The following is a 23,630-nucleotide window of genomic DNA, read 5'->3' as shown; positions in this document are numbered from 1 at the left end:
GACCAGAAAACGGAGATCCGTTTTCCATAAATGGAAAAGCATGAAAGCAGATTTTAACTGGGACGATGCGCGGGTTTTTCTGGCAATTGCTCGCGTGGGTACGTTGAGTGGTGCAGCAGATACCATGGGGATGGGCATTGCTACCCTCTCAAGAAAGCTGGAGCGCTTTGAGAAATCACTCGGGGTGCCACTGTTCAGCAGGCATCAGAACGGCTACCGACTGACGGATGATGGCGAGGCTCTTCTGGAGCGAGCTGAGGCGCTCGAATATGCGGGGCTAGCGTTAGGTGAGTCGGCAAAATTGCAGGGTAACGTTGCCGGAATTGTCCGGCTTGCGACATCGGACAATCTGGCCACGCATTTTATTCTACCTTCGCTTAAGGATATTCTGGAGAAATATCCCGATCTGCGTGTGGAGGTGCTCAGCGGTGTACAGTCAGTAAATCTGAATCGTAGGGACGCCGATTTAGCAATACGGATGATCAAACCTGACAGCGGGAATCTGACATTGAAGCGTCTCGGAACGGTGGGATTTGGATTATACGGTGCTGATGCATATTTAAAAATGTTGAATGATGGGCTCACCGGATTATCTTTAAGTAACGCTCAGTATGTGGGCTGGCCGGAAGCTCACCAGCACTTGCCTGCTGCACAATGGGTAACGCGAATGCTTCGCGGCAGGCCATGTAGAGTGGAAGCAAACTCGCTCGTGACACAGTTATCAGCAGTTTCAGCAGGCATTGGTTTAGGTGTTTTGCCGCACTTTATGGCAAGGAGAAACGGCCTGTATTGCGTTAATTCAGATATCTCTGTAGACCAGACATTATGGCTGGTGATGCACTCAGACTTAGCTGGTTCGCGGCGGGTCAGAGTGGTCGCAGACCATTTAATTGCCTTATTTGATGAGGTTAAAGATCAATTGACGCTGCCATGATCATTTAATGATGACTTCCAGGTCTGTTTGAATGACTACACCGGTTAGAATTTTTGGCCGTTCGCATTTCACGAACACTTAGCTTTCAAGTGCAGCGAGGATGGCGGTTTCCATTTTCTCTGGGGTAGTGAAGGGTGCAAAACGCTTGAGCGGTTTGCCGTCGCGTCCGACCAAGAATTTAGTGAAGTTCCACTTTATTCGTCCACCCAGCACGCCGGGCAATTCGTCTTTCAGGTAACGAAACACCGGGTGTGTCGCGGCGCCGTTGACGTCTACTTTCTCGAACATCGGGAAGCTGACACCGTAGTTGATATGGCAGGTCTGCGCGATTTCGTCGGCACCGCCGGGTTCCTGTTTGCCGAACTGGTTGCAGGGGAAACCAAGCACGACCAGACCCTGGACGGCGTACTTCTTGTAGAGTGCCTCAAGGCCTGCGTATTGTGGCGTGAAGCCACAATGGCTGGCGGTGTTAACCACCAGAACAAGTTCCCCAGCATAGTCAGCCATAGAGACAGGCTGTCCTCGCAGGCTGGTGGCAGTAAGTTGATGAAAGGTGGTCATGTCGGGATCCTCAAAGCGGAATCAGGTTGTCGTCGATATTACTACTGTAGTGACGATTTTTCGTCCCACTGCGGCACAAGAGAAGGGGGTGACCATTCCATTAACAAAGCCGATCGTATTGCGACGTTGCCGTGAATGACCCGGCAGGGAATGTAATAGCGATGTACTAATTTAAACGCTGAGCGTAAGAAATGTCACGGAGTGAATATCGCTGCTGATACTCACTCCGCTTGTTAATCCACGAGACTTTTAATCAGAAGATAGATTTCGCTCTCTGTTTCACGGCATAGAACAACACCACAGCGAAACACACCATCGGCAGTGAATAGGAGACGGCAGTGTTGTAGTGATCGGCGATAGCGCCCATCAGGTACGGCATCACAGCGCCGCCGACAATCGCCATAATCATCACTGAGCTGGCGCGTTTGGTTTGTTTGCCCATATTCTTGACGCCCATCGCGAAAATGGTCGGGAACATGATCGACATAAAGAAGAATATTGCCACCAGTGCGATCACCGAGACGTTATCAATCCCCGCGACCACCACCCCGCATAGCACAATATTGATGATGGAATAAATCACCAGCAGTGTAGCAGGACGGACAAATCCCATCAGCCATGTACTGAAGAAGCGCCCAACCATAAAGCTGATCATACCGACTGACAACAGGTACGAGGCATTCTGGTTAGACAGCGTATGCCAGTGCTCGGTGGTGTAGTTGATGAAGAACGCCCCGACACCCACTTGCGCCGCCACATAAAAGAACTGGGCGATCACGCCGCCAGTGAAATGACTGTGCTGCCACAATCCTTTCTCAACGCCGTGATCTTCCGATGTACTTTGCTCGCGGATATCCGGCAATTTTGTGCGCCCGAACAGGAAGGCAATCAGCAGCACCAATATTGCAATGGCGACGTAGGTGGTTTTTACCGAAGACAATCCGTCAGCGGTGGTGCCCTGAGTAGCTGAGAAGAACAGCGAACCGCCGATGATTGGGCCGATAAACTGGCCTAACCCATTGAAGGATTGTGAAAGATTTAATCGGCGTTCTGCACCAGCCGGATCGCCTAAAACGGTAGCGAACGGATTTGCGGCAGTTTCCAGACAGCCCAGGCCGAGAGCAATCACAAACAACGCAAACAGGAACATGCCGAAGCTTCCTGCGGAGGCGGCAGGGACGAATAACAGCGCGCCCAGCGCATACAGGCACAATCCGACCAGGATCCCGGCTTTATAGCCGAACCTGTCCATAAAGAAACCGGCGGGCAGGGCGATGATGAAGTAAGCCCCGAAATACGCGGCCTGCAACAGGCCTGATTGGGCTTTATTGACGTGTAACACTTCCTGGAAATGCTTATTCAGGACATCCAGCAGCCCGTAGGATAAGCCCCACAGGAAAAACAGCGTGGTGACCAAAATGAACGCCAGTCGGAAACTGGTCGTCGTTTTGCGCTGCGCATAAGCGGGCGCGGCAGTTTTGTCGGCGAGCATAGTGTATTCCTCAGTATCTGGTAACGCATGTAGGGGGTCAGCTCAGTTGGCTGATTTTTTTATGTCAGATAACGTGAAAAACGGTCGACTCCCTCACAGCAGGGAGAGTGGCTTCTGTTCAGCAAGCGAAAAAATCTTCTCCATTTCCACCCACTTTTCACCGGCGGGTGTCCACGGCGTGGGGCGCTGATATTTCCACATCAGGGATTCCCACTCGCAGACTTTCGGATCCTCCAGACTGCGGCGTTCAAACAGCCCGCTGTCAAAATCTTCCGTGGTTTCCATCACCATCATCAGGCGGTTTCCCAGCCGGTAAATGTCCATCTCTTCGATGCCATAACGACGCAGATGCGCAGTAATTTCCGGCCAGATTTCGCGGTGATAACGCTGATATTCTTCGATAAGCGCAGGATCGTCGGCCAGATCCAGCGCCTGACAAAAGCGGCGCGTCATGTCAGCGCCCGGTCAAGATGCATATAGCCGCCGTCGACCGTCAGCCACTGGCCGGTGGTGTGAGAGGCGCGGGAAGAAAGCAAAAACACCACGGTATTAGCGATTTCCTGTGGCGTGGTCATACGTTGCCCCAAGGGAATATGCGCAGTGATTTGTTGTAGTTTTGCTTCCGGAGCGTCGAAGCTTTTGATCCAGCGTTCGTATAACGGCGTCATCACTTCTGCCGGGATCACCGCATTCACGCGGATACCGTCGCCGAGCAGCGCCGCTGCCCATTCGCGGGTCAGCGCCAGAATGCCGCCTTTCGCCGAAGCATAACCGCTGGTATTGCCCTGTCCGGTTAACGCCGTTTTCGAGCTGATATTGACGATCGCTCCGCGACTGGCGCGTAGTGCGTTCAGGCTCAGATGGGCCATCAGGTAATAGTGGATCAGGTTTTTTTCGAGCGATTGCACAAAAGCTTCGCGACCGGCATCCAGCCCGACGCTGTCATTGGCACCGGCGTTATTCACCAGCCCGTCGATACTGCCGTAGCGGCGAAGCACCTCATTCACCGCCGCCTGGCAACTGGCTTCGTCACACAGCTCGGTCAGTACAAAACGGGTCTGGGGCGAAAGCTGTTGCAGTTTATGCATCAGTTCGTTGGCCGGTTCGGTATTGCTGATGATCACCGGGATTGCACCTTCTTCCGCCAGCGTCAGCGAAATCGCCGCGCCGATACCGGAACCGCCGCCGGTGACGATCACTACCTTATTTTGCAGATGCAGATTCATTACGCGTTCCTGTCGTCGGTAAAAGCTATAGTCGGTAAACAGTGCAGGCATTGCCGCCAAAAATGGCTGCCTGCTCGTCAGAACTGAGTGAAGCCGTGGCCTGTTCACATAAATCCCACGGATTTTCATCCGTCGCTGCCAGCAGACATACCGGCCAGTCGGAGCCAAACATCAGTCGTTCAGTACCAAAAACCTCCAGCGCGACCTCGAAATAGGGCAGCAGATCGCGGGCTGACATCCCGGCCGGACGCGGCTCGGTCAGTAGTCCAGAGAGTTTGCAACTGACGTGTTTTAACGCCGCCAGCTGCGCAATCTGTTTTTTCCAGTGCGCTGCGCCCAGGCTGAGATCTGGCTTGCCGAAATGGTCGAGCACCAGAAAGTGCCCGTCATGGCGCGCCGCAAACTGCACGGCTTCTGGCAAATGGCGGTGCGTCACCAGAATTTCATAGACGCTTTCCTGCCGCTGAAGCAGGTTTACACCGGCGTTGATGGCCGGATCTGTCAGCCATTGCGCGGGCGAAGGTTCGTCCTGAACCTGATGACGAAAACCGCGCAGCAGCGGGTGAGAAAGCGCCTCCAGATCACCTTGCAGAGCAGGCGATGAAAGATCCACCCAGCCGGTGACGGCGCGTACGAAGTCAGTTTCCTCTGCGAGTTTCAGCAGGAAGCGCGTTTCCTGCACAGAGGAACATGCCTGAACCAAAATTGTGCCCTGAATATCGTGATGCTCTAACGTTGGACGCAGCGCCTGCGGCAACAAATCCTGCTTCAGTACCGCCATCTCATCACTTATCCAGCGGTAATCCTGCGACGTGTAGCGCCAGAAATGCTGGTGACTGTCGATTCGCATCATCGGCGTTCTCCTTCCTGCTTTTAGCGACGCAAACTCAGGCGTGATAGCGGTATTTTTCTATCGAGGCCGGATGCATATCGATGGAGAATCCCGGTGCCTGCGGCGGCATATAGGCCGCACCACGAATGTCACACGGATGCACAAAGTGTTCGTGCAGATGATCAACGTATTCAATGACCCGGCCTTCGTGGGTTCCGGCGATGCACAGATAATCAATCATCGACAGGTGCTGTACGTATTCGCACAGGCCGACGCCGCCTGCGTGCGGACACACCGGCAGATTGTATTTCGCGGCCATCAGCATCACGGCCAGTACTTCGTTGACGCCGCCCATGCGACAGGCATCAATCTGCACCACGTCAATGGCTTCGCGCATGATGAACTGCTTGAACATGATGCGGTTCTGGCACATTTCACCGGTCGCCACTTTGACTGGTGCAACACCCTGACGGATCTTGCGGTGGCCTTCGATATCGTCCGGGCTGGTCGGTTCTTCGATAAACCAAGGTTTGGCGAAGGCGAGGGCGTTCACCCACGGAATGGCGTCGTTGGTTTCCCATACCTGATTGGCGTCGATCATCAGTTTGCGATCCGGGCCGATGACTTCGCGGGCAATGCGCACGCGACGGATGTCATCTTCCAGGTCACGTCCGACTTTAAGCTTCAGATAATCAAAACCGGCATCGACCGCTTCCTGACACAAACGGCGCAGTTTGTCATCGGGATAACCCAACCAACCTGCCGAGGTGGTGTAGCACGGGTAGCCTTCTGCAAGCAGTTTCTCCGTCCGTTGTGCTTTATTGTCGGCACGGCGTTGCAGCAGCGTCAGGGCTTCCTGTGGCGTGATGCAGTCGGTGATGTAGCGGAAATCGATGCAGCGCACTAACTCTTCCGGTGTCATATCTGCAACCAGTTTCCACAGCGGTTTACCGGCCGCTTTGCTCCATAAGTCCCACACGGCATTGATCACCGCACCCGTCGCCAGATGAATCGCGCCTTTGTCCGGGCCAATCCAGCGCAGCTGGCTGTCACTGGTGAATTCCCGCCAGAACTTACCCATATCGGCGGTAATTCCCGCCAGACTGCGACCGACTACTAAGTGCTCCAGTGCGCTGATCGCCGCACAGCAAATTTCATTACCGCGCCCGATGGTGAAGGTCAGTCCGTGCCCGCTCAGCGCCAGGTTATCGGTTTCTAAAATCACGTAAGCGGCGGAGTAATCCGGATCCGGGTTCATGGCGTCCGAGCCATCCAGCGCCAGCGAAGTCGGGAAGCGCACATCTTCTACACGTATAGCTGTAATCGTTGTCATCGAAAAAATTCCTTCAGCTGTAATCGGTTACGCCTGCACCGTCTTCTGGCGCTGCTCGCCCAAACCTTCAATTCCCAGGCGCATCACCTGACCTGCTTTCAGATAGACTGGCGGCTTTTGCCCCAGACCGACTCCCGGTGGTGTGCCGGTGGAAATGATGTCGCCCGCTTGCAGGCTCATGAAACGACTGAGATAACTGATGATTTCCGGAATTTTGAAAATCATGGTGCGGGTGTTGCCGTGCTGCCAGCGCTTGCCGTCCACTTCCAGCCACAGATTCAGCTGGTGCGGATCGGGGATTTCATCGGCCGTCACCAGCCACGGGCCGGTTGGGCCGAAGGTATCGCAGCCTTTGCCTTTATCCCAAGTGCCGCCGCGTTCAATCTGAAATTCCCGCTCAGACACATCGTTAATCACGCAATAACCGGCGACATGCGACAGGGCATCGGCCTCGCTGATGTAGCGTCCGCCGGTACCGATGACGACGCCGAGCTCCACTTCCCAGTCGGTTTTGACGGAGTCACGTGGGATTTCCACGTTGTCATTCGGCCCGACAATCGCGCTGGTCCATTTGCTGAAAATCACCGGTTCTTTCGGGATCTCCGCGCCGGTTTCGGCAGCGTGATCGGCATAGTTCAGACCGATACAGATGAATTTTCCCACCTTGCCAACACAGGCACCCAGACGGGGTTCACCGCTGACCAGCGGCAGGCTTTGCGGGTCGAGCTGGCGTAGTTTGTCCAGCGTTTCAGGCTGCAAAAATTTGCCGCTGATGTCACTAACGTGCGCGCTGAGATCACGTAGTTTTCCGTTGCCGTCGAGCAGGCCGGGACGTTCAGCGCCGGGATTGCCGTAACGTAATAATTTCATGGGTCAGTGTCCTTCTGTGAAAGTCAGATCTGCGAAAATCAAATGGTTAAAGCGGCTGTTGAGTCAGTTACTCCAGCCGCCGTCAATAATTTGAACCGTGCCGGTGGTGTACGAGCTGGCATCTGAAGCCAGATACAGCGCCAGTTGCGCGATTTCTTCGGTTTTACCGATACGCCCGATCGGCTGGCGGGAAACAAACGCCGCATATACCTCTTCTTCGCTGCGGCCTTCAGCCTGAGCCTGCGCGGCAATGCGCTGGCGCAGGGACGGGGATTCCACCGTGCCAGGACAAATCGCATTGCAGCGAATGCCGCGGGTGACGTAATCCGCTGCGACTGAGCGGGTCAGGCCTATCACCGCCGCTTTTGAGGCGCTGTAAGCAAAGCGGTTCGGCACCCCTTTGATGCTCGAGGCCACAGAAGACATGTTGATCACCGAACCGCGGTTGCGTTCGAGCATGGCGGGCAAAAAGGCACGGATCATGCGGAACATCGCGGTGACGTTGAGATCTAACGCAAACTGCCATTCGCGTTCGGTGCAGGTCAGTATATCGCCGCTGTGTACTACGCCCGCGCAGTTGAACAGCACGTCGAGCGCGCCGGTTTCTTCCGCCAGCGCGGCAATAGCCTGTGGGTCGGTCACATCGAGAAGTCGTGGCGTAATGCCCGGAATATCGCGTAGCGCGTCGATGTTGATATCGGTCGCGATGACTTCAGCACCTTCGCGGGCAAACAGCGTGGCGGTGTTAAAACCGATGCCTTGTCCGGCGGCGGTGATCAGAACTTTTTTCCCTGCCAGGTTCATAGTAACTCCCAATTAAAAAAGCATTTTAGGTCTAATGGTCAGGCCATTGAGGGCGAAAAAAATAAGTTAAAAGCGATGCGGTTTGCTAAGATGTTCGGCAAGCTTCTACTTAAAATATCATTTCGATTAACTAATTTTTCACATGTATAAAACAAATCAGCAAGATTTTTGTCCGAGAAATGCAAGCTGAATCACTTAATGAGAATTGACATCAGGTGTCCAATGCCGATAAAAAAATTAGAAAATCCTAGAATATACAGGCAGATAGCTGACCAGCTAAAAACGTTAATTGATAACAAGGAATTTCCACCCGGCAGCCGACTTCCCGCTGAGCGTGAGCTGGCCAGTCAGTTGCAGGTCAGCCGGGCTTCGGTGCGTGAAGCGCTGATAGCGTTAGAAGTGATCGGGCTGGTGGATGTGCGGGTAGGGAACGGCGTGATTGTGCGTCAGCCCTCGGCTACACCGGTTGCAGCCTCACAGGAACCAGTGATGTCGCAGGCCGGGCGCAATCAGTGGGCGGATGTGGATGACGAGCTGAATATCGAGCTGGATTTTACCGCCGAGCTGCCGCCGTTTTCGCTGTTGCAAACCCGTCGTTTGATTGAGCCAGAAACCGCTGCGCTGGCGGCAAAAAACGCGAGTGACGACGAAATTTCGGCAATCAGGCAGGCATATGAGCAGAATTGTCGCGATAACCGTAATGGCTCGGCCACTCATCCCGGCGACCGCTTATTCCATATCCGCATCGCCCAGGCCAGCGGAAATCCGGCCTACGCATTCATCATCGCGCACCTGCTTGGGCACCGCTACGGCACTATGTTCCGCAGTCTGCAATTGCATTACACCCCGCAAGACATGCCCCATCGTTCTGAAATTGAACATCTCGAAATCCTGACCGCGCTGGAAGCACGCGATAGTCGTGCGGCGAAAAAAGCGATGAAAGATCATCTGGATGCAGTGATTAAGATTTTTGGACAAGGCTAAGAGAATGAAGGTGGAAACGGATTGTACTCATCCATGTACTCATTTTTGACTGCGCTGTCATGAGATGGATGAGACACCATGAAAAGAAAAATCCACGCAATTGCGTGGATTTTATGGGGTTTGTCAGTCTTCACGAGATACATTGAGATCTCATAAGACAACACATTTTATTTTAGACGTTGAACAGGAAGTTCATCACGTCGCCATCTTTAACGATGTAGTCTTTGCCTTCTGCGCGCATTTTTCCGGCTTCTTTGGCACCTTGCTCACCCTTGTAGGTGATGAAGTCTTCAAAGGCGATAGTCTGTGCGCGGATGAAGCCTTTTTCGAAGTCGGTATGGATTTTACCCGCAGCCTGTGGGGCGGTAGCGCCGACAGGAATGGTCCAGGCGCGAACTTCTTTCACGCCAGCGGTGAAGTAGGTTTGCAGGTTCAGCAGTTCGTAACCGGCGCGGATAACGCGGTTCAGACCTGGCTCTTCGATGCCCAGTTCAGCCATGAATTCGTCACGGTCAGCATCGTCCAGTTCAGCGATGTCGGATTCTACTGCGGCGCATACGGCAACCACCACAGAACCTTCGGCGTCGGCGATTTTACGCACCAGGTCGAGGTAAGGGTTGTTTTCGAAACCGTCTTCGTTGACGTTCGCAATGTACATGGTTGGCTTCAGGGTCAGGAAGCTCAGGTATTTGATGGCGGCTTTATCTTCTTCAGTCAGATCCAGCGAGCGCAGCATACCGGCGTTTTCCAGCTGCGGCAGGCATTTTTCCAGTGCGGCCAGTTCAGCTTTCGCGTCTTTGTCGCCGCCTTTCGCGCGTTTCTGTACGCGGTGGATAGCACGTTCGCAGGTATCGAGGTCCGACAGCGCCAGCTCGGTATTGATAACGTCAATATCATCAGCCGGATCGACTTTGTTATTCACGTGGATGATGTTGTCATTTTCAAAGCAGCGCACCACGTGACCGATAGCTTCGGTTTCACGGATGTTGGTCAGGAACTGGTTGCCCAGGCCTTCGCCTTTGGACGCGCCTTTCACCAGACCGGCGATGTCGACGAATTCCATGGTGGTCGGCAGAATACGCTGCGGCTTGACGATCTCAGCCAGCGCATCCAGACGCGGATCGGGCATCGGCACGACACCGGTGTTCGGCTCGATGGTACAGAACGGGAAGTTGGCCGCTTCGATACCCGCTTTGGTGAGCGCGTTGAACAGGGTGGATTTGCCGACGTTAGGCAGGCCGACGATACCGCATTTAAATCCCATGATGTAAATCACCTTAATCTTTGGTAATCAACCTGTTACGTTGAACAGATTGCAGAAAAGTAAACAACTTCGCCTATTATACACGGCGCAGGGCAAAATTGCCGCCCGCCGGGCGTTATTGTGCTTTAAAAGCGTGTAAGCGGTTGGTCGCTTTGCTCAACCCGTCTTTCAGCCAAACTTCGGTACAGCGTGCCGCTTCGTCAACCGCTTCGTCTATCAGCTTCTGTTCCGACATTGGTGGTTTGCCCAGAACAAAACCAACAACTTTGTTTTTATCGCCCGGATGACCGATTCCCACGCGTAAACGGTGAAAATTAGGGTTGTTACCGAGTTTACTGATGATGTCCTTCAGACCGTTATGACCGCCGTGTCCCCCGCCAAGTTTGAACTTCGCCACGCCGGGTGGCAGGTCCAGTTCGTCATGGGCGACCAGAATTTCGTCCGGGGCGATGCGGAAAAAGGTCGCCATCGCGGCAACGGATTTACCGCTGAGGTTCATGAAGGTGGTCGGCACCAGCAGGCGCACATCTTCGCTCGCTAAGTTGATGCGCGAGGTATAACCAAAGAATTTGCTTTCTTCGCGCAGCGGGGCGCGGCAGCGGTCGGCCAGTAAATCTACATACCAGGCCCCGGCGTTATGGCGGGTAGCGGCATATTCAGCCCCTGGATTGGCAAGGCCGACAATCAGTTTAATCGTCACGTTTTTATTCCTGAGTGCGTCGATATCTGGCGCGTAGTGTACTGTAATCGCTGCGGGAGACAAAATTCTGCAAGCCAGACGGGGTGAAGGGAGTCGTTGCGGTGCTGAACCATTAGAAATTTATATAGTTCAGGCTGTTATTTGTAAAGTTATGTTGCCCAGATGTTCGTAATTGTGATCGCATACGCACTAACCGACAAAAGTGTTGTCTATACTTTACACACAAGGACCAGGGATATTCCCTGTCAACCCAAAGTTCCGGAGGTGACATATGAAACGCAGAAACGCTTCGCGACTCGGTAACGTGCTCATGGGTTTAGGGTTAACTGTCATGGTCGTCGGGGTTGGTTACTCTATTTTAAACCAGCTTCCGCAACTTGACCTGCCGCAATACTTTGCGCACGGCGCAGTGCTCAGTATCTTCCTCGGTGCAGTCCTTTGGCTGGCGGGGGCTCGTGTCAGCGGTCACGAGCAGGTGAGCGACAGATATTGGTGGGTGCGTCACTATGATAAACGCTGTCGTCGGGACACCCATCGCCACAGCTAATACCTGGATTTTTCAGCAAAACGGCTCCTGAGTGAGCCGTTTTCATTTATGAGGTCAGGGTGCAGGGCGAGTAAACATCCGCACCGGGCTGCCGTGATAGCTGACGTCTTGTTGGAACTGAAATCCAAAACGTTGGGCCAGATGCACGGAACGCTGATTCTCTTCATCAATAATGCAGCATAGCGGTGTACCGAGTTCACGGTCTGCCCATTGCAGCATCGCCTCTAAGGCTTCCTTGGCATAACCCATCCCGTGCACCGCGGGGATAAGCGCCCAACCTGCTTCAGGGCAGTCCAGCGCCGGGGTAAGATTACGCTTCGCTTCCTGCAAGCCAAACGAGCCAATATAGCGTCCTCTTTGCTTCTCAAACACCGCCCAATAACCGTAACCCAGCACCTGCCAGTGGCCGATATAGCGCAGTAATCGGCTCCAGCTTACCTCCGCATTTTGTGGCTCCCCGCCAATAAATTTCACCACCTGCGGATCGGCCCAGAAGGCCGCCAGATCGTCAAAATCATCTACGGTAAAATGGCGTAATACCAGCCGTTCGGTCTCCAGGTGCGGGGCGTGTGTGAGCATCGTCTTCCTTATTGGTTGGTCATTTGATTATCGCGTTGGTCCGCCAGGGCCGCATCTCGGTCCGGATAAAACGCCAGTCGACCTGGGATCGGCTTAACGCCAGCGCGAGCCAGCGTGCGCAGCGGCTGAAATTCCAGATTCGACACCCGCAGTTCACAGCCTTCCGGCAACCGGCTGACAAAGCGCTGGAACGCTTCCAGGCCACCGGCGTCCAGCACCGGCACCGCATCCCATTTCAGCACCACAATGCGTTTTCCGTCGATACGGGACTGCAAATCGAGGAAGACGCTTTCTGCGGCGGCGAAAAACAGAGGACCGATCACCCGAATCACCAGTATGTCATCTGGCACGGAAACATTCACTGGCGCAAGGTGTGTCATTCTGGCAATCCGTCGCATGAATAACAAAGATGCCAGCACGATGCCGACGCTGATAGCGACCACCATATCAAACAGCACTGTAAGCGACATACACATCAGCATCACCACAATGTCATCAATAGGTGCCCGGCGCAGCAGGTGAACGACTTTGTGCGCTTCGCTCATGTTCCACGCCACCATCAGCAGCAGGGCAGCCATCGCGGAAAGCGGTAGCCAGGAAAGCAGCGGGGCTAGCACCAGCAGCGCCATTATTACCAGTACCGCGTGGATAACCGCCGCCATCGGCGAGTTGGCACCGGCGCGCACGTTGGCGGCGGAACGGGCAATGGCGGCGGTGGCGGTGATCCCACCGAAGAATGGCGCAATCATGTTGCCGAGGCCTTGACCGATCAGTTCGTTGTTGGCCTTATGGCGCGTGCCGGTCATGCCGTCGAGCACCACCGCGCAGAGCAGTGATTCAATCGCGCCCAGCATTGCCATCGAAAAAGCGGCAGGGAGCAGCGCCTGCAGGGAATCCCAGCTCAGGGTAAAGTCGGAATCAGGCATTTTCCACGGCAGCACCAGCTGCGGTAAAAGCTGCGGAATACCGTTGCCCTGCGTGCCGTCGCTCAGCACATAGTGAAACTGTGAGCCGATGGTCGCTACGTCTCCACCCAGCATATTCACGATGCCCATTACCGCGCAACCCGCCAGCAGCGCGGGTAAATGCCCCGGCAAACGAATGCCCAGCCGCGGCCAAAAAATTAGAATCGCCAGCGTCACCACGCCAATGGCGGCATCGCCCGGGTTCAGCGTCGGCAGCGCCATCACCAGCGCACCCACTTTCTGCCAGTAGTGTTCTGGCATATGTGGCAACGACAAGCCGAAGAAATCCTTTATCTGCATGGTGGCGATGGTGATGCCAATCCCGGAAGTAAAGCCGAGCGTCACCGAGATCGGAATATATTCAATCAGACGGCCAAAACGGGCGAGGCCGAACAACACCAGGAACACGCCTGAAAGCAGGGTCGCAACCAGTAAACCGGCGAGACCAAACTGTTGAGAAACAGGGTAGAGGATCACCACGAATGCGGCAGTCGGACCGGACACGCTAAAGCGTGAGCCGCCGGTGAGGGCAATGATTATCCCGGCAACGGCAGACGTATAAAGGCCGTACTGCGGCGCAACGCCGCTGCCAATGGCCAGCGCCATCGCCAGTGGAATGGCAATAATGCCGACGGTGACCCCGGCTACCAGATCGCGGGTAAAGCGGTTAACGGTGTATTTTTCTTTCCAGCAGGCGTCGATAAGGGCGCGAAACGGCAAGATATCTGCGAGTGTGGATCGGTTCACAGTGGTCTTCATCCATGAGCGCATCATTTGCCAGGGGAGAGCAAATGAAGGAGGCATTAGTCATACAAATGGTTGAGTAAAACAAAAAAACCCGCCGGAGCGGGTTTTTATATCGGGCTCGATTAATGCTCGAACATGGCAGAGATAGATTCTTCGTTGCTGATACGACGAATCGCTTCGGCCAGCATTCCTGACAGGGTCAGGGTACGAACGTTTGGCAGCGCTTTGATTTCATCCGACAGCGGGATGGTATCGCAGACAATTACTTCGTCGATGACGGAGCCGCGCAGGTTACTTGCCGCATTGCCAGAGAAGATCGGGTGAGTTGCGTAAGCAAATACGCGCTTCGCACCACGTTCTTTCAGCGCTTCGGCGGCTTTGCACAGAGTGCCGCCGGTGTCGATCATGTCATCAACGAGTACACAGTCACGGCCAGCAACATCACCGATGATATGCATCACCTGTGAAACGTTAGCGCGTGGACGACGCTTGTCGATGATAGCCATGTCAGTGTCATTCAGCAGCTTAGCGATAGCACGGGCACGTACTACGCCGCCGATGTCCGGAGAAACCACAATTGGGTTTTCCAGTTTCAGCTGCAGCATGTCTTCCAACAGGATTGGACTACCGAATACGTTGTCTACCGGCACATCGAAGAAGCCCTGAATCTGTTCAGCATGCAGGTCTACGGTCAGAACGCGGTCAACGCCGACGCTGGACAAGAAGTCCGCGACAACTTTGGCAGTGATTGGCACACGAGCGGAACGTACGCGACGATCCTGACGGGCATAACCAAAGTAAGGGATAACGGCGGTGATACGGCCTGCGGAAGCACGGCGCAGGGCATCGACCATTACAACCAATTCCATCAGGTTGTCATTGGTTGGGGCACAAGTGGACTGGATGATGAAAATATCACCACCGCGTACGTTTTCGTTAATTTGTACGCTGACTTCACCGTCGCTAAAACGACCTACGGCGGCGTCACCAAGAGAAGTGTACAGGCGGTTGGCAATACGTTGTGCTAGTTCCGGGGTAGCGTTACCAGCAAAAAGCTTCATATCAGGCACGAGAAAAACCTCAGGCATGCGTCCAGTGGTGGATGAATGGGCCAAAAACTGTGCGGGCCAGGCGCATTTCATCCAGGCGGTGTGTTTTTGAGCACGATGCAACGTCTGGAACGGGGTGACGTTGTCACCGAAACTCAGTCTGCCCCTTCGAAAGTCAGCATTAACGGCGAGATGTTCACACCGCGGGCAATAAAGCCCTGCAGCCATTCCGGGGCTTGCTCAAGCACCTGGCGGGCGGCGGATTCGGTGTCAAATTCAGCAAACACACAGGCCCCTGTGCCAGTCAGGCGCGACGGGGCGTATTCTAACAGCCAGGAAAGCGCTGCATCAACCTTACGAAAACGTTTTCTTGCGATAACCTCGCAATCGTTGCTGAATTCACATTTTAGTAACGTTTCAATTGACCTGTGTGGCGAATTTCTGGGCAATTCTGGGTCGCTAAAAATAACCGGCGTCGGAATACTCACACCAGGGTGTGCGACAAGGTACCATTTTTCTGGCACCGTGACCGGTGTGAGCACTTCGCCAACCCCTTCGGCGAAGGCGGCGTGTCCACGCACAAATACCGGCACGTCAGCGCCAAGCGTCAGGCCCATCGTCGCCAGTTCATCAACCGATAGCCCGCATTCCCATAAATGGTTTAACGCCACCAGTACAGTGGCAGCGTTTGATGAGCCGCCGCCGAGACCGCCGCCCATCGGCAAACGCTTGTCGATACTGATATCCGCACCCGCGCCTTCCGACAGTCGACCGCTTTCTGTCGCCGCGCGCATCAGCATTCGGGCGGCGCGAATAATCAGATTCTCCTCATTCGGCACACCGTCCACCGGTGTCAGCAACCGCAGTTTGCCATCGGGACGCACGTCAATGGTTATCGTGTCGCCGTAATCAAGAAACTGAAACAGCGTCTGCAATGTGTGATAACCATCGGCGCGCTGGCCGGTGATATAGAGAAAAAGATTCAGCTTTGCCGGAGAAGGCCAACGGGTACTCATTTAACGATCCAGCTGTCCATTTTCAGTTTGATACGCTCGCTGCCTTCGGTCAGCTCCATGTTCGACGGCAATGACGGCTGGGTTTTGCTGTCGTACCCGCTGTACACCACTTTCCAGTCTTTACCGTTTTCAGTGTAGTTCACTTCACTCAGGCGATACTGGTCATCGAGTTTGTAGTCGGTCGCGTCGCCCGGCAGGCCGAGGATCCACTGACGCAGGCTGTTCAGCGGAATAGGCATTCCGGTCAGTTTGCCAATCATCTCTTCGGCGTCGGTGGAGGTGTAGGATTGACCTTTATTATCAATCAGGGTCACGTTGCCTGGGCTAGCGGTGAGCGACAACTCGGTGCTGCCGAGCGGGTTAGTCAGCAGCAGGCGATAGTTATCTTTACCCGTCTGCTGCCAGAAGAAGCGCGCATACACTTTTTGGTCGTCAGACAAGAATGCAAACGCACCGCGGGTCTGATACTGGCTTAACTGACGCACTTCCTGCTGATGTTTCTGCCACTGCGGCGAATCCGGGCTCTTACCTGGACCCTTTGGCGCGTTGATGGAACAGGCGGTTAATACCAGCGCCGCCAGGGGCATCAGGCGTAATACACGGGACAGGTTCATAAAAATCCTTGATATACGTTGCAGTTATAACTCCCAATGCTAGCGCCGCCTTTATCCAGCGTCTACGTTCAAGTTGTCTCAAATCACAAAATTACCGATTACTCCGAAAGGGGGCCCTCCCTTTTATTGACCTTACGCATCCTGTATGATGCGCTCAGACTAACCTTATCAACGCTGGTACTACTCCTGCATTCATGACGCTCCTGGCACTAGGCATCAACCACAAAACCGCTCCGGTCGCGCTGCGAGAACGTGTTACGTTTTCGCCAGATACGCTCGACAAGGCGCTGGAAAGTCTTCTGTCCCAGCCAATGGTGCAGGGCGGCGTGGTGCTGTCGACGTGCAACCGCACCGAGCTGTATCTCAGCGTTGAGGAAGAAGGTGATTTGCAGGAATCGCTGATTCGCTGGCTGTGTGATTATCACCAGCTCAATGAAGAAGACCTGCGCAACAGCCTTTACTGGCATCAGGATAACGACGCAGTCAGCCATCTGATGCGCGTTGCCAGTGGGCTGGACTCGCTTATTCTCGGTGAACCACAAATTCTTGGGCAGGTGAAAAAAGCCTTTGCCGATTCCAGCCGTGGTCATTTGCATGTCAGTGAACTGGAACGCATGTTCCAGAAATCCTTCTCCGTGGCCAAACGCGTGCGCACCGAAACTGACATTGGAGCCAGCGCCGTTTCCGTGGCCTTTGCTGCCTGTACGCTTGCCCGCCAAATTTTTGAATCTCTGTCGTCAGTCACTGTGTTACTGGTCGGCGCCGGGGAGACGATTGAACTGGTTGCCCGTCATTTGCGTGAACATCGCGTCAAAAAAATGCTGATCGCCAACCGCACGCGTGAACGCGCGCAGGTGCTGGCCGATGAGGTTGGGGCAGAAGTGATTGCCCTGAGCGACGTCGATGAGCGCCTGAAAGAGGCGGACATTATTATTAGTTCTACCGCAAGCCCGCTGCCGATCATCGGTAAAGGCATGGTGGAACGAGCGCTGAAGGCGCGTCGCAATCAGCCGATGCTGCTGGTGGATATCGCCGTGCCGCGCGACGTAGAGCCCGACGTCAGCAAACTCGCCAACGCCTATCTTTACAGCGTCGACGACCTGCAAAACATCATTCAGCACAATATGGCGCAGCGCCATGCCGCCGCGCAGCAGGCTGAAACGATTGTCGAGCAGGAAACCAGTGAATTTATGGCCTGGCTGCGCGCGCAAAGCGTCAGTGAGACTATCCGCGATTACCGCTCGCAGGCCGATCAGGTGCGTGATGAACTCACCGCCCGCGCATTGGCCGCGTTGCAGCAGGGTGGCGATGCCGAAGCCATCATGCAGGATCTGGCGCGAAAGTTAACCAATCGCCTGATCCACACTCCAACCAAATCACTTCAGCAGGCTGCCCGTGACGGGGATGATGAACGCCTGAATATTCTGCGCGACAGCCTCGGGCTGGAATAGCGCTGCTCTCTCAAATTTTAATTACAGGGTGAATTTTACACGCCTATGAAGCCGTCTATTGTTGCCAAACTGCAAGCGCTGCATGAGCGCCATGAAGAAGTCCAGGCGCTGCTGGGTGATGCCGGAACCATCGCCGATCAGGACCGTTTCCGCGCACTGTCGCGGGAATATGCGCAGCTCAGCGATGTCGCGAAATGTTTTACCGACTGGCAGCAGGTCCAGGAAGACATTGAAACCGCACAAATGATGCTCGACGACCCGGAAATGCGCGAAATGGCGCAAGAAGAGCTGCAGGAAGCAAAAGCCAAAAGCGAAGAACTGGAACAAGAGCTGCAGGTTCTGCTGCTGCCGAAAGATCCGGATGACGAGCGCAGCGCGTTTGTCGAAGTCCGCGCCGGTACCGGCGGGGATGAAGCGGCGCTGTTTGCGGGCGATCTGTTCCGTATGTACAGCCGTTATGCCGAAGCGCGTCGCTGGCGCGTAGAAATCATGAGCGCCAACGAAGGCGAACATGGTGGATTCAAAGAAGTGATCGCCAAAGTCAGCGGTGACGGCGTTTACGGTCGTCTGAAATTTGAATCCGGCGGCCATCGCGTGCAGCGCGTTCCGGCCACCGAATCCCAAGGGCGTATTCATACTTCCGCCTGTACCGTCGCGGTAATGCCTGAACTGCCTGAAGCCGAAATGCCGGATATCAGCCCGGCCGATTTGCGTATTGATACCTTCCGCTCTTCGGGCGCGGGCGGTCAGCACGTTAACACCACCGATTCCGCAATCCGTATTACCCACTTGCCGACCGGTATTGTGGTGGAGTGTCAGGACGAGCGTTCTCAGCATAAAAACAAAGCCAAAGCACTTTCCGTGCTGGGTGCGCGTATTCGTGCCGCTGAAATCGCAAAACGCCAGCAGGCAGAAGCGTCCACTCGCCGTAACCTGCTGGGTAGTGGCGATCGCAGCGATCGTAACCGCACCTATAACTTCCCGCAGGGCCGCGTGACTGACCACCGTATCAACCTGACGCTGTACCGTCTGGATGAAACCATGGAAGGCAAACTCGATATGCTCATTGAACCGATCGTGCAGGAATATCAGGCCGATCAGCTGGCGGCGTTGTCCGATCAGGAATGATGAGTTTTAAACAGTGGCTGATTCAGGCGATTGAGCGTCTCGCGAGCAGCGAAAGTCCGCGCCGTGACGCTGAGATTTTACTCGGCCACGTGACGGGTAAATCACGTACCTATATTCTGGCCTTCGACGAAACGACGTTAACGACGGAAGAGGGTGCTCAGCTGGAAATGCTGCTCAGCCGCCGCGTTAACGGCGAACCGGTGGCGCATCTGATTGGGATGCGCGAGTTCTGGTCGCTGCCGCTGGAAGTCACCCCTGCGACGCTGATCCCGCGTCCGGACACCGAGTGTCTGGTCGAACAGGCGCTGGCCCGTTTGTCGCCTGAGCCTTGCGATATTCTCGATTTAGGCACCGGCACTGGGGCTATTGCGCTGGCGCTGGCGAGTGAACGCCCGGATTGCCGGGTGATTGCCGTTGATTTTGTCGCCGATGCGGTTGCGCTTGCCACGCGTAACGCCGGTAGTCTGGGAATCAGCAATGTCACGATTGCCCACAGCAACTGGTTCAGCGCGCTGGAAGATAAAACGTTTGGCATGATTGTTAGCAACCCGCCCTACATCGATGAGCAGGACCCGCACCTGGCCGAAGGCGATGTACGCTTCGAGCCGCTCAGTGCGCTGGTTGCCGCCGATGAAGGGCTGGCCGATTTGGCTCATATCATTCACGAAGGGCGGCGCTTTCTACTGCCCGATGGCTGGATGTTGCTGGAGCACGGCTGGACGCAGGGCGCCGCGGTAAGAGAGCTTTATATTCAGGCCGGTTATACGCAGGTGGAAACCTGTCGTGACTATGGCGACAACGAGCGCTTAACCGTCGGGAGACGCAATGCTGACTGAAAGCGCGTTTAGCGTTATTATTAGCATCATTTTGAAGTCATCAGGTTGCCATTCGGTAACCCGCAGTTGGGGTAGGTCATGAGGTCATTAGCAGATTTTGAATTTAACAAAGCACCCTTGTGCGACGGCATGATCCTCATCACTGAACTGATCCGCGACGATTTTCAGGCCCAGTATGTGATAGATGAGCTGGAGCAACTGGTGAGCCTGGCGCGCGAAGAGATTAGCCCATCATGGACTGAAACTCGTCAGGTGGAACGCCTGATTGAGTTGTTCTACGGCGAGTGGGGCTTCAGCTCCGCACACGGCATATACCGTCTTTCTGATGCGCTGTGGCTCGATACCGTGTTGAAAAACCGTGAAGGTAGCGCCGTGTCGCTGGGCGCGATTATGCTGTGGATCGCACGTCAACTCTCGATTCCCATGATGCCGGTGATTTTCCCGACGCAGCTGCTGCTGCGCGCGGACGTTGAAACCGGTGAAATGTGGCTGATTAATCCGTTTACCGGCGATACCCTTGATGAACACACGCTGGAAGTGTGGCTGAAAGGCAATATCAGCCCGGTATCTGAACTGTTTAACGAAGATCTGGATGAAGCAGAAAACGCAGAGGTTATCCGCAAACTGCTCGATACCCTGAAATCTGCCTTGATGGAAGAGCGGCAGATGGAGCTGGCCCTGCGCGTCAGCGAAGCCCTGCTGCAGTTTAATCCAGAAGATCCGTATGAAATCCGCGATCGCGGCCTGATCTACGCCCAGCTGGAGTGTGAACATGTCGCGCTCAGCGATCTGAGCTATTTCGTAGAGCAGTGCCCGGAAGATCCTATCAGCGAAATTATTCGCGCCCAGATCAATAACATCGCGAGCAAACACATTACCTTGCATTAATCCGGAAAGAATCCGATTAACCCCTGATAAGGCGATCCTATGAAACAAAAAGTGGTTAGCATTGGCGATATCAATGTCGCAAACGACCTGCCGTTTGTGCTGTTCGGTGGCATGAACGTGCTGGAGTCCCGTGACCTCGCAATGCGCATCTGTGAGCACTACGTGACCGTGACCCAGAAACTGGGTATCCCATATGTGTTCAAAGCCTCTTTTGATAAAGCCAACCGCTCATCCATCAAATCTTACCGTGGCCCGGGTCTCGACGAAGGGATGAAGATTTTCCAGGAGCTGAAGCAGACGTTCGGCGTGAAACTGATCACCGACGTACACGAAGCCGCCCAGGCACAGCCTGTCGCCGAAGTGGTTGACGTTATTCAGCTGCCTGCGTTCCTTGCTCGTCAGACCGATCTGGTGGAAGCGATGGCAAAAACTGGCGCGGTCATCAACGTTAAAAAACCACAGTTCGTCAGCCCTGGTCAGATGGGTAACATCGTTGATAAATTCGCTGAAGGCGGCAACGACAAAGTGATTCTGTGCGACCGTGGCACCCAGTTCGGCTACGACAACCTGATTGTTGATATGCTGGGCTTCAGCGTCATGAAAGCCGTTTCTGGCAACTCTCCGGTTATTTTCGACGTGACCCACGCCCTGCAATGCCGCGACCCGTTTGGCGCTGCATCCAGCGGTCGTCGTGGACAGGTTACTGAACTGGCACGTGCCGGTATGGCAACGGGCCTGGCTGGGCTGTTCATTGAAGCGCACCCGGACCCGGAAAACGCGAAATGCGACGGTCCGTCTGCTCTGCCACTGGCTAAGCTGGAACCGTTCCTGAAACAGATCAAAGCGATTGACGATCTGGTGAAGAACTTCGAGCCGCTGGATACCAGTAACTAATTTGTTCGCTTGTTAAAAGCAAAAACCCGCCGCGGCGGGTTTTTTTATGGGGGTTATTTGATGCCCGAAACCGATGTGCCCGGCGAACCGTCGCTTGCCTGGCTTACAAAGCAGAATATGTCGGTCCAGGAGGCATAAGCGTCGCCGGGCATCAGTCCGCACAAATCACGCAAATATCGTCATCAAATACGCTGCAAACAACGCCAGATGCGCTGCACCGTTCAGCACATTGGTGCGTCCGGTCGAGAATGAAATCTGGCACAGAACCAGCGACGCGACCATCACGATCATCTCCGGCGCGCCGAGTGCGAAGTGCAGGTCATTCCCTGTTGCAAAAGCAATCAGCGTCACCACCGGCACCGTCAGGGAAATGGTCGCCAGTACTGAACCGAAGAACAGGTTCATTGCCCGCTGAACCTGATTGTTCAGTACGGCTTTCAGCGCACCGAGACCTTCAGGCGAGAGGATCAACAACGCAATCAGGAAGCCAGTAAACGCCACAGGGGCATTCATGCTGCTCAGCAGCGTCTCCAGAGGAATGGCATTCATCTTGGTCACCGCAATCACCGCAACCAGATGCACGATCAGCCACACCGTGTGCCACAGGCTGCTATGTGCGGATGGTTTACCATGATGCGGATCTTCGTCGTCAGCTTCATCTTCATGCTCATAAACGAACAGACTCTGGTGCGTTTTGGTCTGAATCAGCAGGAACACGCCGTACATGGCGGCGGAAATTAACGCAACCAGCAGCGCCTGGCCGGAGGAGAAATTCGCGCCCTCCAGCGCCATCGGGAATACCATCACGATAATAGCCAGCGGGAACAGGGCAATCAGGTACTGTTTAATGCCGAATAAATTCACGTACTGAGTGGCAAACTTACGTCCGCCGAGTAACAGTGAGAAACCAACCAGGCCACCGGTGACAATCATGATTATCGAATACAGCGTATCGCGCATCAACGTCGGTGCAGCATCACCTGTCGCCATTAATGCGGAAATCAGGCTTACTTCGAGAATAACCACCGAAAGGCTTAAAATTAATGAGCCATAGGGCTCGCCAAGACGGTGAGCTAAGACGTCTGCATGACGAACAACGCTAAATGCACTGCTTAAAATACCGATTAACGCCAGGATGTTAATCCCAATAACCACTGGCAGAGACTGGTTATGGCCAAAGAAAACCAGTATCGCCAGCGCCACGACCGGGAAAATAAGGGTCGTCTCCTTGTGACGGGTCTTAACCGCCTCATGTGCTTGTGTCATGAACCATCTCCATTTTGCGAAATTTTTATAATTATAAATAAATAAAGGCAATAAAATAGCAGACTCAAGAAACATCCCGGTGAACTTTTACTGAAATTTACCCGAATGATGATAAAACATCGCAGTGGGTGTTATTTCGGGGTTTTGTTTATTTTTTGTTTAAATAACAGCATGTTGATTCCATTGGTTATCCAATTTTCACCCGTATTTGCGCCTGTCCACGGACTGAGCCACACTTACAGTTCCTGTGAAATCTGGAGGTTTTATGCCTTATAAAAGCACCGGCGATTTACCTGACAGCGTTCAGCATGTTCTGCCTGCTCATGCGCAGGACATTTATAAAGAAGCGTTCAATAGCGCATGGGATCAGTATAAGCACAAAGAAGACCGGCAGGATGATGCCAGCCGTGAAGAGACTGCGCATAAGGTCGCATGGGCAGCAGTAAAGAATGATTATCAAAAAGGCGATGACGATAAATGGCATAAAAAGAAATAAATTGAAGGTCTTATTTAAGTGAGGTTAATCACGAATCGTTTATTTGCACTTTATTGAACTCCGTTGTGTTGCAAGCGGCCCGTTCATTGCATATTGTCTGAGGACGCTGGATAATATTTCAGCAAATCAGAAGGGAATGGGGTTGCAGGGAAGT

General features: G+C 54.1%; 25 protein-coding genes. 9 read left to right on the top strand and 16 right to left on the bottom strand.

What is annotated here, in order from left to right; genetic code table 11:
- Positions 1-40 precede the first annotated feature (40 nt).
- The gene (locus MUU46_RS14205) at positions 41-934 is read left to right on the top strand and encodes a LysR family transcriptional regulator (protein ID WP_258965834.1); all 894 of its coding nucleotides are present in this window, start codon (positions 41-43) and stop codon (positions 932-934) included.
- 78 nt (positions 935-1,012) lie between these two features.
- On the opposite strand, the gene MUU46_RS14200 is transcribed toward MUU46_RS14205, so the two are convergent.
- From MUU46_RS14200 to MUU46_RS14165, 8 genes are all read right to left on the bottom strand, one after another.
- A complete protein-coding gene (locus tag MUU46_RS14200) occupies positions 1,013-1,495 on the bottom strand; it encodes a glutathione peroxidase (protein WP_159755721.1) in 483 nt (160 codons plus the stop codon).
- A 253-nt stretch (positions 1,496-1,748) separates the two neighbouring features.
- Complete coding sequence (gene fucP, locus MUU46_RS14195) at positions 1,749-2,987, bottom strand: L-fucose:H+ symporter permease (RefSeq protein ID WP_258965833.1); 1,239 nt, start codon at positions 2,985-2,987, stop codon at positions 1,749-1,751.
- A 93-nt stretch (positions 2,988-3,080) separates the two neighbouring features.
- On the bottom strand, positions 3,081-3,440 hold the full coding sequence (locus tag MUU46_RS14190) for an L-rhamnose mutarotase (protein ID WP_258965832.1): 360 nt from the start codon (positions 3,438-3,440) through the stop codon (positions 3,081-3,083).
- A complete protein-coding gene (locus MUU46_RS14185) occupies positions 3,437-4,213 on the bottom strand; it encodes an L-fucose dehydrogenase (RefSeq protein ID WP_258965831.1) in 777 nt (258 codons plus the stop codon). The genes MUU46_RS14190 and MUU46_RS14185 overlap by 4 nt, the downstream gene beginning before the upstream one ends.
- Before the next feature lie 25 nt (positions 4,214-4,238).
- Positions 4,239-5,066 (bottom strand): amidohydrolase family protein, encoded by an 828-nt coding sequence (locus MUU46_RS14180; protein ID WP_258965830.1) that lies wholly within the window; start codon positions 5,064-5,066, stop codon positions 4,239-4,241.
- Between the two features lie 34 nt (positions 5,067-5,100).
- Positions 5,101-6,378 carry an L-fuconate dehydratase gene (locus MUU46_RS14175; RefSeq protein WP_258965829.1) on the bottom strand — a complete coding sequence of 426 codons (1,278 nt, stop codon included), beginning with the start codon at positions 6,376-6,378 and terminating at the stop codon, positions 5,101-5,103.
- Positions 6,379-6,405: 27 nt separating this feature from the next.
- Positions 6,406-7,248 carry a fumarylacetoacetate hydrolase family protein gene (locus MUU46_RS14170; protein WP_258965828.1) on the bottom strand — a complete coding sequence of 281 codons (843 nt, stop codon included), beginning with the start codon at positions 7,246-7,248 and terminating at the stop codon, positions 6,406-6,408.
- A gap of 63 nt (positions 7,249-7,311) precedes the next feature.
- Positions 7,312-8,052 (bottom strand): SDR family oxidoreductase, encoded by a 741-nt coding sequence (locus tag MUU46_RS14165; RefSeq protein WP_258965827.1) that lies wholly within the window; start codon positions 8,050-8,052, stop codon positions 7,312-7,314.
- A 222-nt stretch (positions 8,053-8,274) separates the two neighbouring features.
- Between MUU46_RS14165 and MUU46_RS14160 the strand changes: the two genes are divergently transcribed.
- A complete protein-coding gene (locus tag MUU46_RS14160) occupies positions 8,275-9,036 on the top strand; it encodes a FadR/GntR family transcriptional regulator (RefSeq protein ID WP_258965826.1) in 762 nt (253 codons plus the stop codon).
- A gap of 172 nt (positions 9,037-9,208) precedes the next feature.
- Here the strand turns inward: MUU46_RS14160 and ychF are convergent, their stop codons facing one another.
- Together ychF and pth are read right to left on the bottom strand one after the other, a co-directional pair.
- Positions 9,209-10,300, bottom strand: coding sequence for a redox-regulated ATPase YchF (gene ychF / locus MUU46_RS14155; protein ID WP_258965825.1), 1,092 nt, complete (start codon positions 10,298-10,300; stop codon positions 9,209-9,211).
- Positions 10,301-10,415: 115 nt separating this feature from the next.
- The gene (pth, locus tag MUU46_RS14150) at positions 10,416-11,000 is read right to left on the bottom strand and encodes an aminoacyl-tRNA hydrolase (RefSeq protein ID WP_258965824.1); all 585 of its coding nucleotides are present in this window, start codon (positions 10,998-11,000) and stop codon (positions 10,416-10,418) included.
- Between the two features lie 271 nt (positions 11,001-11,271).
- Between pth and ychH the strand changes: the two genes are divergently transcribed.
- Complete coding sequence (gene ychH, locus MUU46_RS14145; protein WP_258965823.1) at positions 11,272-11,547, top strand: stress-induced protein YchH; 276 nt, start codon at positions 11,272-11,274, stop codon at positions 11,545-11,547.
- Between the two features lie 54 nt (positions 11,548-11,601).
- Here the strand turns inward: ychH and MUU46_RS14140 are convergent, their stop codons facing one another.
- The 5 genes from MUU46_RS14140 to lolB all read right to left on the bottom strand — a co-directional run bounded on the left by MUU46_RS14140 (position 11,602) and on the right by lolB (position 16,517).
- Complete coding sequence (locus MUU46_RS14140) at positions 11,602-12,126, bottom strand: GNAT family N-acetyltransferase (protein WP_258965822.1); 525 nt, start codon at positions 12,124-12,126, stop codon at positions 11,602-11,604.
- 8 nt (positions 12,127-12,134) lie between these two features.
- Positions 12,135-13,838, bottom strand: a complete 1,704-nt coding sequence (dauA, locus tag MUU46_RS14135) for a C4-dicarboxylic acid transporter DauA (protein ID WP_258965821.1) — start codon at positions 13,836-13,838, stop codon at positions 12,135-12,137.
- A gap of 122 nt (positions 13,839-13,960) precedes the next feature.
- Positions 13,961-14,908 carry a ribose-phosphate diphosphokinase gene (gene prs, locus MUU46_RS14130; RefSeq protein ID WP_110508800.1) on the bottom strand — a complete coding sequence of 316 codons (948 nt, stop codon included), beginning with the start codon at positions 14,906-14,908 and terminating at the stop codon, positions 13,961-13,963.
- Between the two features lie 134 nt (positions 14,909-15,042).
- Entirely contained in the window at positions 15,043-15,903 is an 861-nt protein-coding gene (gene ispE / locus MUU46_RS14125; RefSeq protein ID WP_258965820.1) for a 4-(cytidine 5'-diphospho)-2-C-methyl-D-erythritol kinase, read from the bottom strand.
- On the bottom strand, positions 15,900-16,517 hold the full coding sequence (gene lolB, locus MUU46_RS14120) for a lipoprotein insertase outer membrane protein LolB (RefSeq protein WP_258965819.1): 618 nt from the start codon (positions 16,515-16,517) through the stop codon (positions 15,900-15,902). The genes ispE and lolB overlap by 4 nt, the downstream gene beginning before the upstream one ends.
- 194 nt (positions 16,518-16,711) lie before the next feature.
- Here lolB and hemA point away from each other — a divergent pair, with 194 nt between their 5' ends.
- From hemA to kdsA, 5 genes are all read left to right on the top strand, one after another.
- Positions 16,712-17,968, top strand: coding sequence for a glutamyl-tRNA reductase (gene hemA / locus MUU46_RS14115; protein ID WP_159755778.1), 1,257 nt, complete (start codon positions 16,712-16,714; stop codon positions 17,966-17,968).
- 45 nt (positions 17,969-18,013) lie between these two features.
- Positions 18,014-19,096: a peptide chain release factor 1 gene (gene prfA, locus MUU46_RS14110; protein WP_159755781.1), complete on the top strand. Its 1,083-nt coding sequence runs from the start codon at positions 18,014-18,016 to the stop codon at positions 19,094-19,096.
- Positions 19,096-19,932 (top strand): peptide chain release factor N(5)-glutamine methyltransferase, encoded by an 837-nt coding sequence (gene prmC / locus MUU46_RS14105; RefSeq protein ID WP_258966015.1) that lies wholly within the window; start codon positions 19,096-19,098, stop codon positions 19,930-19,932. The genes prfA and prmC overlap by 1 nt, the downstream gene beginning before the upstream one ends.
- 78 nt (positions 19,933-20,010) lie before the next feature.
- A complete protein-coding gene (gene sirB1, locus MUU46_RS14100; RefSeq protein WP_159755784.1) occupies positions 20,011-20,820 on the top strand; it encodes an invasion regulator SirB1 in 810 nt (269 codons plus the stop codon).
- A 39-nt stretch (positions 20,821-20,859) separates the two neighbouring features.
- A complete protein-coding gene (gene kdsA, locus MUU46_RS14095; protein ID WP_159755787.1) occupies positions 20,860-21,714 on the top strand; it encodes a 3-deoxy-8-phosphooctulonate synthase in 855 nt (284 codons plus the stop codon).
- A gap of 165 nt (positions 21,715-21,879) precedes the next feature.
- Here kdsA and chaA read toward each other — a convergent pair whose 3' ends face one another.
- The gene (gene chaA, locus MUU46_RS14090) at positions 21,880-22,980 is read right to left on the bottom strand and encodes a sodium-potassium/proton antiporter ChaA (RefSeq protein ID WP_159755790.1); all 1,101 of its coding nucleotides are present in this window, start codon (positions 22,978-22,980) and stop codon (positions 21,880-21,882) included.
- A gap of 265 nt (positions 22,981-23,245) precedes the next feature.
- Here chaA and chaB point away from each other — a divergent pair, with 265 nt between their 5' ends.
- Positions 23,246-23,476: a putative cation transport regulator ChaB gene (gene chaB / locus MUU46_RS14085; protein ID WP_159755793.1), complete on the top strand. Its 231-nt coding sequence runs from the start codon at positions 23,246-23,248 to the stop codon at positions 23,474-23,476.
- The last annotated feature ends 154 nt before the right edge of the window (positions 23,477-23,630 follow it).

It is taken from the genome of Scandinavium tedordense, assembly GCF_024764965.1.
Taxonomy (GTDB): Bacteria; Pseudomonadota; Gammaproteobacteria; order Enterobacterales; family Enterobacteriaceae; genus Scandinavium; species Scandinavium tedordense.
The sequence above is the reverse complement of the archived record's forward strand: the minus strand, read 5'-3'. Positions and strand labels throughout refer to the sequence as shown.

What these genes read in the sequence shown, in the direction of transcription:
- MUU46_RS14205 (WP_258965834.1), top strand. Translation starts at nt 41, where the DNA reads ATGAAAGCAGATTTTAACTGGGACGATGCGCGGGTTTTTCTGGCAATT.
- MUU46_RS14200 (WP_159755721.1), bottom strand. Translation starts at nt 1,495, where the DNA reads ATGACCACCTTTCATCAACTTACTGCCACCAGCCTGCGAGGACAGCCT.
- fucP (WP_258965833.1), bottom strand. Translation starts at nt 2,987, where the DNA reads ATGCTCGCCGACAAAACTGCCGCGCCCGCTTATGCGCAGCGCAAAACG.
- MUU46_RS14190 (WP_258965832.1), bottom strand. Translation starts at nt 3,440, where the DNA reads ATGACGCGCCGCTTTTGTCAGGCGCTGGATCTGGCCGACGATCCTGCG.
- MUU46_RS14185 (WP_258965831.1), bottom strand. Translation starts at nt 4,213, where the DNA reads ATGAATCTGCATCTGCAAAATAAGGTAGTGATCGTCACCGGCGGCGGT.
- MUU46_RS14180 (WP_258965830.1), bottom strand. Translation starts at nt 5,066, where the DNA reads ATGATGCGAATCGACAGTCACCAGCATTTCTGGCGCTACACGTCGCAG.
- MUU46_RS14175 (WP_258965829.1), bottom strand. Translation starts at nt 6,378, where the DNA reads ATGACAACGATTACAGCTATACGTGTAGAAGATGTGCGCTTCCCGACT.
- MUU46_RS14170 (WP_258965828.1), bottom strand. Translation starts at nt 7,248, where the DNA reads ATGAAATTATTACGTTACGGCAATCCCGGCGCTGAACGTCCCGGCCTG.
- MUU46_RS14165 (WP_258965827.1), bottom strand. Translation starts at nt 8,052, where the DNA reads ATGAACCTGGCAGGGAAAAAAGTTCTGATCACCGCCGCCGGACAAGGC.
- MUU46_RS14160 (WP_258965826.1), top strand. Translation starts at nt 8,275, where the DNA reads ATGCCGATAAAAAAATTAGAAAATCCTAGAATATACAGGCAGATAGCT.
- ychF (WP_258965825.1), bottom strand. Translation starts at nt 10,300, where the DNA reads ATGGGATTTAAATGCGGTATCGTCGGCCTGCCTAACGTCGGCAAATCC.
- ychH (WP_258965823.1), top strand. Translation starts at nt 11,272, where the DNA reads ATGAAACGCAGAAACGCTTCGCGACTCGGTAACGTGCTCATGGGTTTA.
- MUU46_RS14140 (WP_258965822.1), bottom strand. Translation starts at nt 12,126, where the DNA reads ATGCTCACACACGCCCCGCACCTGGAGACCGAACGGCTGGTATTACGC.
- ispE (WP_258965820.1), bottom strand. Translation starts at nt 15,903, where the DNA reads ATGAGTACCCGTTGGCCTTCTCCGGCAAAGCTGAATCTTTTTCTCTAT.
- lolB (WP_258965819.1), bottom strand. Translation starts at nt 16,517, where the DNA reads ATGAACCTGTCCCGTGTATTACGCCTGATGCCCCTGGCGGCGCTGGTA.
- hemA (WP_159755778.1), top strand. Translation starts at nt 16,712, where the DNA reads ATGACGCTCCTGGCACTAGGCATCAACCACAAAACCGCTCCGGTCGCG.
- prfA (WP_159755781.1), top strand. Translation starts at nt 18,014, where the DNA reads ATGAAGCCGTCTATTGTTGCCAAACTGCAAGCGCTGCATGAGCGCCAT.
- prmC (WP_258966015.1), top strand. Translation starts at nt 19,096, where the DNA reads ATGAGTTTTAAACAGTGGCTGATTCAGGCGATTGAGCGTCTCGCGAGC.
- sirB1 (WP_159755784.1), top strand. Translation starts at nt 20,011, where the DNA reads ATGAGGTCATTAGCAGATTTTGAATTTAACAAAGCACCCTTGTGCGAC.
- kdsA (WP_159755787.1), top strand. Translation starts at nt 20,860, where the DNA reads ATGAAACAAAAAGTGGTTAGCATTGGCGATATCAATGTCGCAAACGAC.
- chaA (WP_159755790.1), bottom strand. Translation starts at nt 22,980, where the DNA reads ATGACACAAGCACATGAGGCGGTTAAGACCCGTCACAAGGAGACGACC.
- chaB (WP_159755793.1), top strand. Translation starts at nt 23,246, where the DNA reads ATGCCTTATAAAAGCACCGGCGATTTACCTGACAGCGTTCAGCATGTT.